This window comes from Brevibacterium sp. S111 (genome assembly GCF_004745075.1).
Taxonomy (GTDB): Bacteria; Actinomycetota; Actinomycetes; order Actinomycetales; family Brevibacteriaceae; genus Brevibacterium.
The window spans coordinates 1-14,793 of record NZ_RHFH01000007.1; the positions used below are offsets into that span (position 1 = coordinate 1).

The window sequence follows — 14,793 nt, forward strand, 5'->3', positions numbered from 1 at the left end:
GCTTCAACCGGTTCAAACAGTTCCGTGACTTGGCGACTCGCTATGCCAAACGTGCCGCCTACTACACCAGTGAGATCATCATCGCCAGCCTCGTCCTCCGCCTCAGGTGACACTTACAGGACACGCGCTAATCACGCACGGCGCCGCGCGTGATTAGTACCTTCGGGCGAAAATAGTGACCTGGGCAGCGCCGCTGGTGTCTGCGGCCCGGGTGTCTGCCGACCGGCCGGACTCAGGCCTTGTCGTCGGAGATGAAGTCGAGCATGCCTGCCTGGCTGATCGGCAGCGCCATGAGGCGGTCGAGCTCCTCGCTGCTGGGATCGAGTCCCAGGATGCGCAGTGAGTACTGGGTGAAATCGCGCTCGATGACATCGGACGTGAGGTCGCCGGTGGGGCGGTACCAGAGCGAGAGCGAGTTGCAGATCGAGTGGATCGCACGTGTGACCAGCGGTGCGCTGTCGACGCGGAACGTTCCGTCATCGATGCCTGATTGGACGATGTCGCCCATGATGACTCGCGCCTCGCGCTGGAGTTCTTTGACGCGGGCGGCATTGTCGCCGGTGAGTCGTTCGGTGTCGCGCAGCAGCACTGTGGACACGGAGACGTTCTCCATGCGGTACCGGGCGAGGTAGCGCACGGCCACGGTCAGCTGCTCGGTGGGATCATCGCCCACCTCGGCGATGGCGGCCCGGCTGTGCTCGCTGTACCAGGTGTATGCAGTGTGCACGAGCTCGTACAGAGCTTCCTGCTTGGAGGGGAAGTAATAGTAGAGTGCGGACAGGCTCAGTCCGGCGGCCTGCGCGATATCGCGGATGGAGGCGCCGTCGAAGCCCTTGGCAGCGAAGGTGTCCCGAGCCGAGCGGAGGATGTTGTTGCGGCCGTTGGCTGATCTCACGGTGCTTGGGCTCCTTGGCGGTCGGATATCGAACAATCTTTCACTTGCCAACCGAGAATACATCACGTTGGCCTGAGAATCGCCGCTTCCGCCCAGAATTCGGGGATCTGCGCCCTGCGGAATGGTGATCCGAACCCGGCTCTTCCGATGGTAGAGAGGTGCCCCAGGAGTCCGAATCGCAGTTGAACGTGACAACGACGCCACGATCAACGTGACAGCGATCACTCCAGAATCTGGAATTATCAAGTTTTCAACCATGTTGTTCGAACGTGGGCGCACCGCAGTGGACTGCTGTGTGCCGAACGCCCAAGAACAGAATTATCTGACATTGCATCTTGCCATCGAACAGAGGACGGACATGCTCAACATCGCCATCATTCCCGGAACTTCACGCCCACAGGCACTCAACCCACAGGTCGTCGCCTGGGCCAAGGACCAGCTGGCCGGCCGCGAGGACGTGCGCGCCGAGGTTGTCGACTTCGGTGAGTTCAACCTGCCGCTGCTCGACGAGGTCATTCCGGCTGGCGCGAACATGTACCAGAACGATCACACCAAGGCCTGGGGCGCCAAGCTCAACGAGTTCGACGCCTTCATCTTCGTCACCCCCGAGTACAACCACTCGATCTCCGGTTCCCTGAAGAACGCCCTGGACTTCGTGGCCGCCGAGTTCAACCACAAGGTCGCCGGCATCGTGAACTACGGCGCCGACAAGGGTGTGCGTGCCGCTGAGCACCTGCGCCACATCCTCGCCAACTACAAGCTGGCCGTCGTCCGTGACCAGGCCTCCTTCAGCCTCTTCACCGACTTCGCCGACGGCGTCTTCACCCCGACCGAGGTCTCTGCCGCGCCGTTCGCCTCGATGGTCGCCGACATCGTCAGCTGGGGCGAAGCCCTCAAGTCCGTGCGCGAAGCCAGCGCCGAGGTGCAGGCCGCCTGAGCAGCCCACGTTCACATTCGTTGACCCCAGGGCAGGGTCCGGGACCTGTGTGCCCTGAGGCCCGCACGCTCTGAGAACACACGCCCAAGGCCCGCCGATCAATGATCAGCGGGCCTTGCGCTGTTTGCATCCGGAACCGCAGCCGCCTGTGCCGCCGCCGGGCCGATCGCACCCTCATTCAACCGCCGCCGGGCCGTTCGCCCCCTCGTTCAACGGAAAATCAGGTTTTCGCACCGGCCTCGCATCGATAACCTGATTCTCCGTTGAACGAGGTCCCGCCATAGGAAGGTGACCGGTCCCACAGCGCTGCGTTAGAGTCGCAACGACAGATCGTTCACTCAACGACGCCACGATCCCCGCGATGCAAAGGACACCTATGGATCTGCAGAACACCGTCGCCCTCGTCACCGGCGGAGCCTCCGGCCTCGGCCGGGCCACCACCGAACGCCTCCTGGCGGCCGGCGCCCAGGTCGTCATGGTCGACCTCAACGCCGAGGTCGGTGAGCAGGTCGCCGCCGAACTCGGCGACTCCGCCCACTTCGTCGCCGCCGATGTCACGAACGAAGACGAGATCCAGGCCGCCGTCGACACCGCCACCGGACTCGGCGCCCTGCGCGTCGTCGTCAACTGCGCCGGAGTCGCAACACCGGGCAAGCTCGTCTCCCGCAAGGGACCGCTGCCCCTCGACGCCTTCCAGAAGGTGCTGGGCATCAATATCGTCGGCACCGTCAACGTCTGCCGCCTCGCCGCCGCGGCCATGCAGGGCCAGGAGGCCACCGGCGAGGAGCGCGGAGTCATCATCAACACCGCCTCCGTCGCGGCCTTCGACGGACAGATCGGCCAGATCGCCTACTCGGCGTCAAAGGGCGCCGTCGCCTCGGTGACCCTCCCGATGGCTCGCGAACTCGCGGCCTCCCTCATCCGCGTGGTCACCATCGCCCCAGGCATCTTCGAGACCCCGATGATGGCGGGACTGCCCGCCGAGGCGCAGGAATCCCTCGGCAAGTCCGTGCCCCATCCGGCCCGCCTGGGCAAGCCGACCGAATATGCCCAGCTCGTCGAATCGATCGTGGCGAACCCGATGCTCAACGGTGAGACGATCCGCCTCGACGGCGCGATCCGCATGGCCCCGAAATGATCGGCTGAACCCTCGCCGAGGCGGCTGGCCGCCCGTGCGTGAATCGCGGGCAGTCGCCTTCGCGAGGCAGTCGGTCCGCGGAAGATGAACTTCCTCGGCCGTGCGGGAATCATCGGAGTGGCCGTCTGCGCAGCGACCATGGGCACCGCACAGGTGCTGAGCTGGACGGGAGCCGACGGCGCAGCCTCCCTGGCGGCGCTGCTGACCCTTGTGCCCGCCCTCCTCACCCTCTGTGGTTTCGGCTCCTGGGCGTTGCGGGATACGACTGGCGAAGGCGTGAGCATATCGAGCAATATGAGCTCGATCTCCATCTCGCATACATGAGTACACCGAAGAGCCGGGTTCTCAGCGGTTCTCAGCGGTTCTCGTTGACGAGCAGCGCCAGCTGCACCCGTGAGCTCACCTCGAGCTTGTCGAAGATGCGCGCAAGGTGGGTCTTCACGGTCGCTGTTGAGACGAACAGCGACCGTCCCACCTGCGCGTTCGTCATTCCCTGCGCGACCGCCTCGGCGATCTCCCGCTCCCGCGTCGACAGGGAAGCGAGCGGATCCGGGCCCGGCGCCGAGGCGGTCGGGCCGGACGTGAGCAAGGTGGCCAATGCGGTCGCCGACAAGGTGCGGGTGCCGTCGGCGGCGGCTCGCACCGCGTTGATGAGCTCCTCGGGCGGGGTGTCCTTGAGGATGTAGCCGGCGGCCCCGGACTGCAGGGCGCGATGGATGAAATCGTCGGTGCCGAAAGCCGTGAGCATGAGCACCTGCGGGTGCTCGGGATCCGACAGCAGCGTCTGCGCCGCCTCGAGGCCGTCGACGCCGGGCATTCGGATGTCCATGAGGACGAGGTCGGGATTCAGTCGACGGGCGAGATCGATGGCCTCGTGCCCGTCGGCCGCCTCGGCGATGACGTCGATGTCCTCGGCCGCGCCGAGGAGGAGCCGCAGTCCCGAACGCATGAGCGATTCGTCGTCGGCGATGATGACACGGATCGTCACGCTTCTTCCTCCTGCTGCCCGTCCGGCGGCGTCCCGTCCGAACCGTCCTCGTCCTCGGTCGCCGCTTCCGCTTCCGTGGCGCTTCCCTCGGTTGTGAAGACTGCGGGGTCGATGGGGATGCGGGCGCGGAGGGTGAATTCGGGGGCCGTCGTCACGGTGAGGTCTCCGCCCATGGCCTCCATTCTCTCTCGCAGTCCCAACAGCCCCAAGCCGGAACCGGTGACGAGCTGCTGTGCCCCGGCGCGGAACGCAGGGCCCAAACCGGTGTGGGGGTTGCTCGCAACGAGTTCGAGGCGACCCTCCGCCTCGTCGAGGCCGACCTTGATCGTCACCTTCTGACCCGGTGCGTGTTTGACGGCGTTCGTGATCGCCTCCTGGGCGAAACGGTAGATCGTCGTCCGCTCCAGTGCACTGCACCGCTGGAGTGCCGCGGCACAGACGGGGTCGATATAGCGCAGTTCGGCGATGTGGCCGCGGGCCGCGACGAGGCGGTCGATGTCGGGGTCGATGACCGTGCCCTGGTCATCACTGCGGAGCATCGTGAGGACCTCGCGGAGTTCGATTCCGGATCGGCGGGCGGCATCGGCGATGAGGCGCGCGCTTTCGCGCACGTCCTCGGGGTCGAGGTCCTGCCTCACGGACAGGGCTCCGGAGTACATGGCGATGACGGACAGATGATGGGACAGGGAATCGTGCATGTCGCGGGCGATGCCGCGACGCACCTCGGCGATGGCGCGATCTTGGCGGGAGCGTTCGCGCAGCAGGGTCTGAGCGGCGGAGTCGATGAGGCCCTGTTCGCGGGAACCGCGGATGACGCCGATGGCGACGATGACGGCATAGACGATGCTGCTGAAGAGGAAGATCGGAAGCTCGAACGCGCCGGCGGCCTGCGGGGTGAGGACGTAGGTCGACAGGAGGGCGGCCAGTGCGGCGGCGAGGGCGAGGAAGTCAAGAGCCCAGCTGCGCCGGGCCGACAGTGACACGAGGATGAGGGACGCAGCGAGGAACCCGACCGTGCTGACCGTGCCGCAGAGGAGGCCGATGATGCCGACGGTGACCGGGATCCAGCCGCCGGGGCGGCGTTGGAGTGACTCGACGGAGCCGTCGGCGGCGAGGAACTCCTCACCGCCGCGACCCGTGACGGTGAGGAATTCGCCGAGCTTCTCCGCGGCGAGGACCTTCGGACGCAGCTGCTTGCGCGGGACCCGACGTCCGTCGAAGAAGAGGACGAGAGGCAGGCAGATGAGGGAGACGAGACCGAAGACGAAGTGGACCAGCAGTTCGGCGCTGAGCGCATCGGCTTCGGAACCGGCGTCCTCCGGTGAGGGCCAATCGGCCCCGACGACGATGACGAGCAGGAGCACACCGACGGCGGCGGCGATGCCTGTCCAGAGCAGGGCATGCGCGAGCGGGCGGCCGGTTCGAGATGTCACGCTTCGACCCTACCCGGGCGACCGCTGGGAGGCTGTCGTCCGAAAGGATGAAATCCGTTCGGACCCATGGTCGCGGTTGCTCGATCGGAAGCACCCTGATGTGTGCATTCGCCCGATCGGATGACACGAATCATGCCCTCGGCCGATGGTCGACGACCCCGTTCTTCGACAGGGTGGAGACATGAGAAATCAACCGCACACACTGCACAGTCAGCCGGCCCAACCGCTCCAGCCGGCCCAGCCGGCCCACCCGCTCCAGCCGGCCCAACCGGCCCAGCCCGGCACGGACCTGCACATCCCCGCATCCGTTGAGCCGCCTCGGCGCTATCATCGGCAGTTCGCCGGGCTGCCGGGGAACCGATGGTTCAAACCGATCCTCGTGGTGCTCCTGACCCTGCTGTTCTACTCGGTCGCGATGATCGTCGAGTTCGTGAGCTTCTTCATCGTTGCCCTGATCACGCTCAACACCGAAGGCGACTTCACCGCGTGGTCAGAACGACTCATCGACTTCAACACCATCACCGGAGTGCTCTTCGGGCTCATCAACGTCATCCTCATGTGGCCGGCCGCCGAACTCGCGACCCTCTGCGTCTATCGGCGCTGGTACTCCTCGATGATCTCGCTTCGCGGCGGCATGCGTTGGGGCAGACTCGGGCGGTACATGCTCTACGGGACGGCCGTGTGGGTGGTCTGCGCGATCGTCATGGTCCTCTTCTCGGACGGGGCAACGGGCACCCTGACCTCGGGAATCGTGTGGAATCAGCATGTGCTCGCCATGCTCATCGCGTTCGTCCTCCTCGTCCCGTTCCAGGCGACGGCCGAGGAGATCGTCTTCCGCGGGCTGGCGATGAACATCATCGGCTCCTGGCTGCGGCACCCGGCGTGGGCCGTGCTGATCCCCGTGCCGTTCTTCGTCTTCGGCCACCTCTACGATCTGCCCGGACTCATCGATGTCGGGATCTTCGCCGCGATCGTCGGCACACTGACCGTCATCACCGGCGGCCTCGAGGCCGGGATCGCGTTCCACATCGTCAACAACCTCTTCGCGTTCGTCCTCGGTGTGCTCTCCGGAGCCGACCTCAACGCGACGAGTTCCCCGACCGCCGAGGTCGTCGTGTCGATCGCCGCCCCGATCGTCTTCGGCATCGTGGTCGTCCTCGACCACCGTCGCCGAGGCGGTCCCTCCACTGGCGAAACGCTTCGTCCCCGCGGGGACGGGTCAGAATACGTGGGGGTCGGGCCCGAATCCGCGTGAGTCGGGTCCGGACCTGCGAACGCGTGAGTCGGGTCCGGACCTGCGAACGCGGGGCCGGGCGTCTAATGGCGTGGGTGCGAATCCGGCTTGGTCGCGGAATCGGTCGCGGGCGCGGTCGCAGTATCAGCGGTCGTCGGGACGGAAGCCGACTGAGAGGCCGAACCGGTGGTCGGATCGGTCCGCGAACCGGCAGCCAGCAGACGGTCGACGAGTTCGTCGACCGTGACGCCCTCGGCTCGTGCAGCCATGTCGAGACGGTCGAGAGTCGAGGGCGACAGCGTCGAGCCGGCCCGCTGCGGTGCTTCAGGCGGAGTCGAACGAGGCCGCGTGGGCCCGGTTGTTGTTTCGCCGGCATCCGCAGGCTTCGCCCCAGCCCTGAGCAGCAGCGAGGTCAGCGGCACGATGACGACTCCGAGCGCGGCGAGGATCCACACGATGCCGTTGAGGCGGGTCAGCCATTCGAGCTCCCATGCCGCCTCCACCCAGATCATCATGAGGACCAAGCATGTGCCGAGTACGAGGAAACCGAGCGTGATCGGCAGCCCGATGCGCACCAGCCGGGTTCGGGCTGTCAGCAGCAGAATGAGCGAACTCACCGCTGCGACGGCGGTGAGAAGGACGGATGAGGCGAGTACTTGGGAAATGATGTCGCCGATGCTGAGGCCGTCGGTCTCGGACCACGGGCCGTCCCACCGGTACGGATCGCCCCAGAGGAACCACAGGCACAGCGCCATGGTGATCACAGACAACCCGATCGTGACGATCCCGAACCATTGGCTCCGGCGACCGAGGAGCGTCGCCCCGCAGAACGCCGCTACGCTGACGGCCCCGGTCAGGGCAGTCGTGCCGATGACCCTGTAGGTCGCTTCGGACTCCATATCGCCGAGCAGGACGATGATGCCTCCCGCCGCTGCCAGGCTGAAAGCCACGACGATGACGATGGCGATCGTACGGCGCAGGACCCGCGCGGATGAGTTCGCCGGGATCGGTGAGCCTGTCGCCGCGGGCGAGCCCGTTGCAGCGGGTGGACTTGCCGGACCAGTGGAGTCGGCAGGTGGGGGACCTGGTGACATGGGGAGATATCCTTCCGGAGGGGGATCGGTCGGTGACATTCAGTATGGCATCGAACTGTCCCCACAGTCCGCCCCGCAACCGTGCCCTCACTCGGCAGGCAGTGTGGCTCTGACCTCGAAACCGCCGTTGTCGGTCGGCCCCACCCGCAGGCTCCCGCCCAATGCTTCGACGCGCTCACGCATCCCCTTGATGCCGAAACCCCCGCCGAGGTGGCTGTGCCCGCCCGTATCCGGCCCGCCGTCGGGTGTGCCGTTGAGTACAGAGATCTCGAGTCGGGTCCCGATGGCCGTGACGGTGACCGCCACCGGGGCCCCGGCGGCATGACGCAGCGCATTCGACAGACTCTCCTGCACCACGCGGTACGCCGTGAGGCTCGCCGTCGCCGACAGTGACAGAGCCTCGCTGGGGAAGTCGAGATCGACGGCGGCCCCGGAACCGCGGGTGATGTCGACGAGCGTGGGAATGTCATCGACGGTCGGCTGCGGCGCCAGGTCCGCATCCCGACCTCCGCGGAGGATCGCGAGCAGCCCGCGCATCTCCGTCAGCGCCTGCCGGGCAGAGGAGGCCATCGAGTCGAACTCGCCGAGGCTGCGCTCATCGAGTCCGGGCAGCCGGTACTGCGCGGTCGTGGCCTGCACGCTGATGACTGACATGCTGTGGGCGACGACATCGTGGAGTTCCTGGGCAATCCGGTTGCGTTCTTCCAGCTCCTGCCGTTTGGCCAGTTCCGCGGCACTGAGTTCCCGCTCGGTCTCCAGCTGCCGGCGACCTTGGATGAGGAGGTTGCCGATGACACCGATGATCCCGGCGCCGGCGGCGATCGACAGCGTCGTGATGACGTTCGACAGAGCCCCCGAGAACCCGCCGGCATGCGGCATGACCAGTGCCAACACCCCGATGAGCAGGCTGGCCGTCCAGACGGCGACGAGGTGGATCCACCGGTGGCGCAGACCGATGAGGAAGTGGAGGAACACGAGTGCCAACAGCGAGGTGACCGTGAACGGTCGCACCGCCCCCGAGATGTCCGCGGTGAGCAGGATGCTCACGAGCTGACCCGCGAGACCGAGGCCGATTCCGGCGATGGGCCACCGCACGGCGAGGACGAGCGAGGCGCTGAGCGCGAAGGCGATGAGCATCGCGAAGACGGTCGGGACGTCATAGACGACCGTGGTCACCGGCCAGGCGACCGCCACGAGCACGACACCGACGAAGACCGACATGAACCAGAACCAACTCCGGTTCCCGGCGGCAGTCGAGAGGATGGACGAGCTCGGTGCCGAGGCGAGCGATGGCGAGGCCGCATTCGGGTGAGGGTGCTCGGCCGCGGTGCGAGCCCAGTCGGAGGACAGGGCGGCGCGGATCGTGACGATCTCAAGCAGCGCCATGGCGTGGAGGACGAACGGGAAGGTGAGCAGGAGGATGAGGCCCACGACGGACTGGAATGACGCCTCGGCGGCGAAACCGAAGTCCCTGACCGGGGAATTCGTCGCCCAGGCGACGACCCGATCAACGGTGTCCCCGCCCCCGTCGGGGATGAAGGCGCCCCAGAGGAAGTGGGTGATCCCGCCGAGGCCGCCGAAGAACCACGCGGCTGATACGACGAAGGTGAGGATCCGGATCGGCAGTGCGAACACGGCCTCGAAGAGCAGATCCAACCACGCGCGGGCGTCACCCAGGGGAGCCAGCCACCAGCGGAGTCCGCGTCCGCGCGGTGGGGCGGCCGCCTCGGCGATGGGAGCACCCCACACGCGGGCCCGGGCCCGGGAGAGGTCGCCGAACGCTCGGGCGACGGTGAGCGTCAGCGGTAGGAGGAGAACCCCGACCCACACGATCGCCGTGCCGATCGAGACCGAGAACAGGGCGATGAGGACGGGCATCGCGATGAGGGAGATGAGCATGCTCGGCGCTACCAGCCCGGCATCACGGCCGAGATTGTGCCACAGGCGAGCCCACCAGGAGCGGTCCTGGGGTGCAGGGGACTGACTCGGCGACCTGTGCGTCGGGTCGGTCGGCTGGGGCTCTGCTGGTCGGGGCACCTCTTCAGCGTACGGGTTTCCGGACTGGGACGCGCCGGGCGAGACCGGTGTGATCGGTGCTGTGGGGGAGTGGTTCATGACTGGGTTCCTTGCTGGAGAGGATGGGTGGTGGCGGCAGGTGCCGGGACGGGGGAGATGACGGTCGATCGAGCGCTGAGGACCTTCGGGTGGAACCGCGAGAGCATCCACACCCCGCCGATGCCGATGCCGGCCGAGGCGAGCAGACCGAGAGTCGCCACGGGGGTCAGTCCCGAGTATTCGCCGAAGAAGGCCGCACCGATGATGACGGCGACGATCGGGTCGATGACGGTGAGCCCGGCGAGCACGGTCTCGGCGGGACCGCAGGCGTAGGCGGTTTGGACGAGCCAGAAGCCCGCGGCCGAAGCCAGTCCCACCGCGCTGAGCAGCAGCCACCACCGCGCACCCAGTCCGTCGAGTCCGGGCAGACCGGCCACGATGACCGAGCGCGCGAGGACGTGCGTGGCCGCGGCGACCGTGCCGAAGACGATGCCGGTGATGATGACCCGCGGAATGTGGCCGGCGGAGCTGATCGAGAACAGGCCCGCGAAGATGCTGAGCGCAATGAGCACCGCGAGCAGCCAGGTCACCGACTGCTCAGTGGCGCTGAGGTCGTGGGCGAACCGTGCTGAGGTGGTGACGAAGGAGAACACCCCGAACAGAGTCACCGCGATGCTGATGAGCAGGGGCGCACCGAGGCGGAGCCCGAAGAAGCGCTGCCCGATGAGGACGGCGGCGACGAGGGAGACCGCGCCGATGGGTTGGACGATGGCGACCGGGCCGAGGCCGAGGGCGATGACATTGAGCACCGTGACCAGCCCCATGAGCCCGAGCCCGGTGACCCAGGTGGCGCGGCGACGCGGACCGGGAGCCATGGCGGCCACGGCATGCTGCTGGAAGTGGGTGCCCAGAGCCAGGCAGAACGCTGCCGCGGTGGCGAGGACGATGGCGGTGATGATCATGGCTCGAACATTAGAGAGCGGGTATGCGCCTGCGCATCATACGTGGGAGTGAATATGGTCCCGCGCGGGTCCCCCAGGAGGATGAAATCCGGTCGAAGCCGGGTCGAGGCGACGGCTTCTCGGGGTTTGAGAGGGTTCCGGGGCGGCCGCGTCCGGTAGGTTTGAACCATGCCAGGAATTGAGGATGCGGGGGACGGATCAGCCGCCTCGGCGAGTGTGCCGCCACCGTCGGAGACGATCATCCGGGTCGCCATCGTCGACGATCAGGCGATGATCCGGCAGGGCTTCGGTGCGCTGCTGGACGCGCAGACGGACATGCAGGTCGTCGGCAGCGCCGAGGACGGATCGGCCGTCGTCGACCTCGTCCGCCGCACGGATCCCGACGTCATCCTCATGGACATCCGGATGCCGAAACTCAACGGCCTCGACGCCACCCGGGCGATCTCCACCATGCCCGGGGTGCATCCGCGAGTCATCATGCTCACGACCTTCGACGCCGACGAATACGTGTTCTCTGCGCTGCGGGCCGGTGCCAGCGGATTCCTCCTCAAGGACTCCACCGCCGAGGATCTCATCACCGCCGTGCGCGTCGTGGCCGGCGGGGAGTCGCTGCTCGCGCCCTCGGTGACCCGCCGTCTCATCGCCGAATACGTCGCCGGACCCACCGTGGCCAAGGACACCGCGGTTCTCGGACAGCTCACCGACCGTGAGATCGAGGTGATGACCCTGGTCGCGAAGGGCCATGCCAACGCCGAGGTGGCCGCGCAGCTCTACCTCGCCGAACAGACCGTGAAGACCCACGTATCCCGGATCCTGTCGAAACTGGGCCTGCGCGATCGCACCCAGATCGTCGTCGCCGCCTACGAGACGGGCCTGGTCGTCGCGGGAAGCTGAGAGCCGCACCGCCGCCTGAGGTGGGCGAACGGGTCGGGTGACCGGCGACCACTGCGACCACTTCAGACGCCGGTGGGGAACGACTACTGGCGGGCGAAACGGGCGCCGAGGTCCTTGACGATCGTTTCGGCCGACGCTGCGTCCGCTCCCCGGTAGCCGGTTCCGGCCCACAGGTGCAGGCCCTGCGGGTCGTCGGCCCTCTTCGCCGCGACCCGGAACTCCTTCGTCAGATGGTGCACCGCCGGATAAGCGTTCACGGCCACCGGATCGAAGCGACGGACGAAGCCGTTGACGAGAGCGCGCGCCGGGCGACCGGTGAATGCGCGGGTGAGCCGGGTGTCTGTGAACTCACCGGAGGCCAGTGCGGCGCGGTGCGTCGGCGCGGTTCCGGCTTCATCGGAGCGCAGCAGCAGGGTGCCGACGACTACGGCGCTCGCCCCGGCCCCGAGGAGCTCAGCGACCATGGCCTCACCGTCGACTCCGCCTCCGGCCGCCACGGGCAGGTCCACCTCGGCGAGGATGTCGCGGACGAGATCGACGGTGGGGCGGTCCTCGATCGTCCGTGTCGGATCGGCGGTGCCCGAATGCCCACCGGCACGCGGGCCCTGGACGATGAGCCCATCGACTCCGCGTTCCGCGGCCACTCGGGCCTCGGGCACAGAGGTCACCGTGGCGACGATCTGGCTGCCGACGGCGTGGAGGCGGTCGACCGTCTCATCGGTGGGCAGGTTGAAGGTCGTCGAGACCACAGGCACGGGGTGGTTGATGAGCCAGTCGAGCTTCTCGTCGAAGTGGTCGTCATCGTCGACCGGTTCGGGGTCGAGGGTGACGCCGCGTTCGGCCGCGGCCGGTTCGAGCTCGGCAACGAAGGCGGCGAAGGCCTCCCGGTCGACGGGAACGGGGTTCGGGACGAAGAGATTGACGCCGAAGACATCGGTGGTCTCACGCATCCGCTCGACCAACGGGGCCAGGGCCTCTGCCGTGAGATAGCCGCCGGCGACGAAGGGGAAACCGCCGGCTCGGGCGACCGCCTCGGTGAGTTCGGGCGTCGTCGTCCCACCGGCCATGGGAGCGCCGATGATCGGCAGGGTGGTCTTCGCGAAGGCGATCGTCACGAGTGTCTCTCCTTGAAGTCGGGCGTGCTCATCGCCATTCTCACACGACCCCGCGTGACCGGTGCGGGGTGCTCAGTGTGCGGTACCCAGCGTGACCGGTAGGGGGTGTTCAGCGTGCGGCATCCCCCGCAGGTATCGGCCGGCCGGTGCGAGCTCGGCTCCCCGGGGTGATGCGGCGGGCCGAACACGGTTCCTAACTTCGGTGTCATCGCACTTCACCGACCCGGATGAGAAACCGCCATGACACTGACATTCCGCGAATCGCTGCCGCCCGACGACCACCGAGGCCGGGCCCACCCCGCCCTGCCGACCGTCGTCGCACCACCCCGCGAGTCCGCCGGGCACCGGCGGGATCCCGCCCTCGACCTCCTCCGCTTCGCCTGCCTCGTCGTCGTGGTCATCCTCCACTCGATGATGAGCGCGGCAGTCCTCGGCCCCGACGGCGCCGTGGTGCCCACCGTCGCGCTCTCGGACACCACCGGCTTCGCCGCCGCCTCCTGGCTCTTCCAGGTCATGCCCCTGTTCTTCATCATCGGCGGCGCCTCGGGCTTCTTCGCCTGGCGTCGCATCCGCGCCAGCGGGGGCACATGGGCCGACTACCTGCGCGCTCGCCTGCGCCGACTCGTCGCCCCCGTCACCGTCCTCATCGCCCTCGCCGGGATCGGCCTGTCGGCAGCCGCCGAGATCGGCGTTCCCACCGAGCTGATCACCGAGGCGAGCCACCGCATCGGCCAACCACTGTGGTTCCTCGCCGTCTATGTCGGCCTCACCGCGCTCGTGCCCGTGGCGGTGCATGTCCATGACACCGCGCCGAGGCGGGCCCTGGCAGTGCTCGCCGGTGCCGTCATCGTCGTCGACGCCCTGGTCGCGGTCACCGGAGTCTCGGGGTTGGGCTATCTCAACTTCCTTCTTGTGTGGCCGTTGATCCAGCAGCTCGGGTTCTTCTGCGCCGAGTCCCTCGACCGACCGGTGCGCCGGGCATTCGTATGGCCGGTGCTGGCGGCCGCGCTGCTGGTCCTGGCCGGGCTCGTCGCCTCCGGCGTCTACAGCCCGAATATGCTCATCAACCTCAACCCGCCCACCGGTGCCCTCGTGCTGCTCGGAGTGGTGCAGATGTGCGGACTGCGGCTCCTCCACGCCCGGCTCAACCGAGCGCTGACCGCAGGCGGGGGCGCGGCGACCGAGGCCGTCACCGAGGCGGCCGCCGAGCCGAGGATTCTGCGCGCGCAGATCTGGCGGCGGGTCATCGCCTGGGGCAACCGGTACGGAATGGAGGTCTATCTGTGGCACATGAGCGTCGTCATCGTCCTCATCGGGGAACTCGGGGCTCTGGCACAGACGGTGTCGGGTCTGCGGAGTGCGGCTGGTCCGGGGATCGCCGAGTTCGTGCTGCCCGAGATCGGTTCCGCCTGGTGGTGGGCCACACGGCCGGTGTGGCTGCTGGCGGTGATGCTGCTGTCGGCGCTTCTGGCCATGGCGGTGAATCGGATCCCGTTTCCCACCGAACAGCGTCTGACAGCGATCGGCCGACATATTCCGGTTCTCGGGCCGCGGGCCCGCGCCGTCACCGCGGTCGGTGCGGCCACGACCGGCATCGCCATCGCCCTCCTTGTCGGAATCGCGCCGCTGGGCTGGACGCTGACGGCCGTCCTCCTGCTCATAGGCGCGCTCATCCTCGCTGCTGGGCTGTCCGACCGGCCGGGCGTTTCCGCCCCGTCGGCCGGGTCATCCCGCCGGTCTCTATGACGAAGCGTGACGAAGAACGCAAAGAAGGATTGTTGAGCAATGATGTTTATTGGTACGGTATGAATCGTCAGCATTCCATGACATCACTTCAGCAGAGGGCATGATGATCGCACACAAGAATTCGCAGACCTGGGCGTTGTCCGCACGGTTCGAAGCTCTTGATTGTTGCCGCCTCATGCCGATGTTTCAGCTCTTCACCGGCTGATCCCGCGAGGTCTGCCGCGGCTTCCCGGCACCGTCGTTCGGCTCGCGGATTCTCATCCCACCTTGCTCGCCTCCGGGTCCGATGCTTCTTCTCGACT

The 14,793-nt window shown here is 67.3% G+C and carries 13 protein-coding genes; 6 read left to right on the forward strand and 7 right to left on the reverse strand.

Annotated features, from left to right (window positions below; genetic code table 11):
* Positions 1-232: 232 nt before the first annotated feature.
* Positions 233-895: a TetR/AcrR family transcriptional regulator gene (locus EB836_RS09270; RefSeq protein WP_135539712.1), complete on the reverse strand. Its 663-nt coding sequence runs from the start codon at positions 893-895 to the stop codon at positions 233-235.
* A 358-nt stretch (positions 896-1,253) separates the two neighbouring features.
* On the opposite strand from EB836_RS09270, the gene EB836_RS09275 reads away from it, so the two are divergent.
* The 3 genes from EB836_RS09275 (at position 1,254) to EB836_RS09285 (ending at position 3,294) form a co-directional block, all read left to right on the forward strand.
* Positions 1,254-1,832: an NAD(P)H-dependent oxidoreductase gene (locus tag EB836_RS09275; protein WP_135539714.1), complete on the forward strand. Its 579-nt coding sequence runs from the start codon at positions 1,254-1,256 to the stop codon at positions 1,830-1,832.
* A gap of 376 nt (positions 1,833-2,208) precedes the next feature.
* On the forward strand, positions 2,209-2,970 hold the full coding sequence (locus EB836_RS09280; protein ID WP_135539716.1) for an SDR family NAD(P)-dependent oxidoreductase: 762 nt from the start codon (positions 2,209-2,211) through the stop codon (positions 2,968-2,970).
* 84 nt (positions 2,971-3,054) lie between these two features.
* Positions 3,055-3,294, forward strand: coding sequence for a hypothetical protein (locus EB836_RS09285; protein ID WP_135539718.1), 240 nt, complete (start codon positions 3,055-3,057; stop codon positions 3,292-3,294).
* Between the two features lie 31 nt (positions 3,295-3,325).
* On the opposite strand, the gene EB836_RS09290 is transcribed toward EB836_RS09285, so the two are convergent.
* Complete coding sequence (locus EB836_RS09290; RefSeq protein ID WP_135539720.1) at positions 3,326-3,958, reverse strand: response regulator transcription factor; 633 nt, start codon at positions 3,956-3,958, stop codon at positions 3,326-3,328.
* A complete protein-coding gene (locus EB836_RS09295; RefSeq protein WP_135539722.1) occupies positions 3,955-5,391 on the reverse strand; it encodes a histidine kinase in 1,437 nt (478 codons plus the stop codon). Before EB836_RS09295 ends, EB836_RS09290 begins: the two co-directional genes overlap by 4 nt.
* A gap of 181 nt (positions 5,392-5,572) precedes the next feature.
* Between EB836_RS09295 and EB836_RS09300 the strand changes: the two genes are divergently transcribed.
* The gene (locus EB836_RS09300; protein ID WP_135539724.1) at positions 5,573-6,646 is read left to right on the forward strand and encodes a type II CAAX endopeptidase family protein; all 1,074 of its coding nucleotides are present in this window, start codon (positions 5,573-5,575) and stop codon (positions 6,644-6,646) included.
* Between the two features lie 62 nt (positions 6,647-6,708).
* Here the strand turns inward: EB836_RS09300 and EB836_RS09305 are convergent, their stop codons facing one another.
* The 3 genes from EB836_RS09305 to EB836_RS09315 form a co-directional block, all read right to left on the reverse strand.
* A complete protein-coding gene (locus tag EB836_RS09305) occupies positions 6,709-7,575 on the reverse strand; it encodes a hypothetical protein (protein WP_167854409.1) in 867 nt (288 codons plus the stop codon).
* Positions 7,576-7,806: 231 nt separating this feature from the next.
* The gene (locus tag EB836_RS09310; protein ID WP_135539728.1) at positions 7,807-9,834 is read right to left on the reverse strand and encodes a sensor histidine kinase; all 2,028 of its coding nucleotides are present in this window, start codon (positions 9,832-9,834) and stop codon (positions 7,807-7,809) included.
* Positions 9,831-10,736, reverse strand: coding sequence for a hypothetical protein (locus EB836_RS09315; RefSeq protein WP_135539730.1), 906 nt, complete (start codon positions 10,734-10,736; stop codon positions 9,831-9,833). Before EB836_RS09315 ends, EB836_RS09310 begins: the two co-directional genes overlap by 4 nt.
* Positions 10,737-10,904: 168 nt before the next feature.
* Here EB836_RS09315 and EB836_RS09320 point away from each other — a divergent pair, with 168 nt between their 5' ends.
* Positions 10,905-11,630: a response regulator transcription factor gene (locus EB836_RS09320; protein ID WP_135539732.1), complete on the forward strand. Its 726-nt coding sequence runs from the start codon at positions 10,905-10,907 to the stop codon at positions 11,628-11,630.
* A gap of 83 nt (positions 11,631-11,713) precedes the next feature.
* Here EB836_RS09320 and EB836_RS09325 read toward each other — a convergent pair whose 3' ends face one another.
* Positions 11,714-12,745, reverse strand: coding sequence for a nitronate monooxygenase (locus tag EB836_RS09325; RefSeq protein WP_135539734.1), 1,032 nt, complete (start codon positions 12,743-12,745; stop codon positions 11,714-11,716).
* A gap of 240 nt (positions 12,746-12,985) precedes the next feature.
* On the opposite strand from EB836_RS09325, the gene EB836_RS09330 reads away from it, so the two are divergent.
* The gene (locus tag EB836_RS09330) at positions 12,986-14,491 is read left to right on the forward strand and encodes an acyltransferase (RefSeq protein ID WP_135539736.1); all 1,506 of its coding nucleotides are present in this window, start codon (positions 12,986-12,988) and stop codon (positions 14,489-14,491) included.
* The last annotated feature ends 302 nt before the right edge of the window (positions 14,492-14,793 follow it).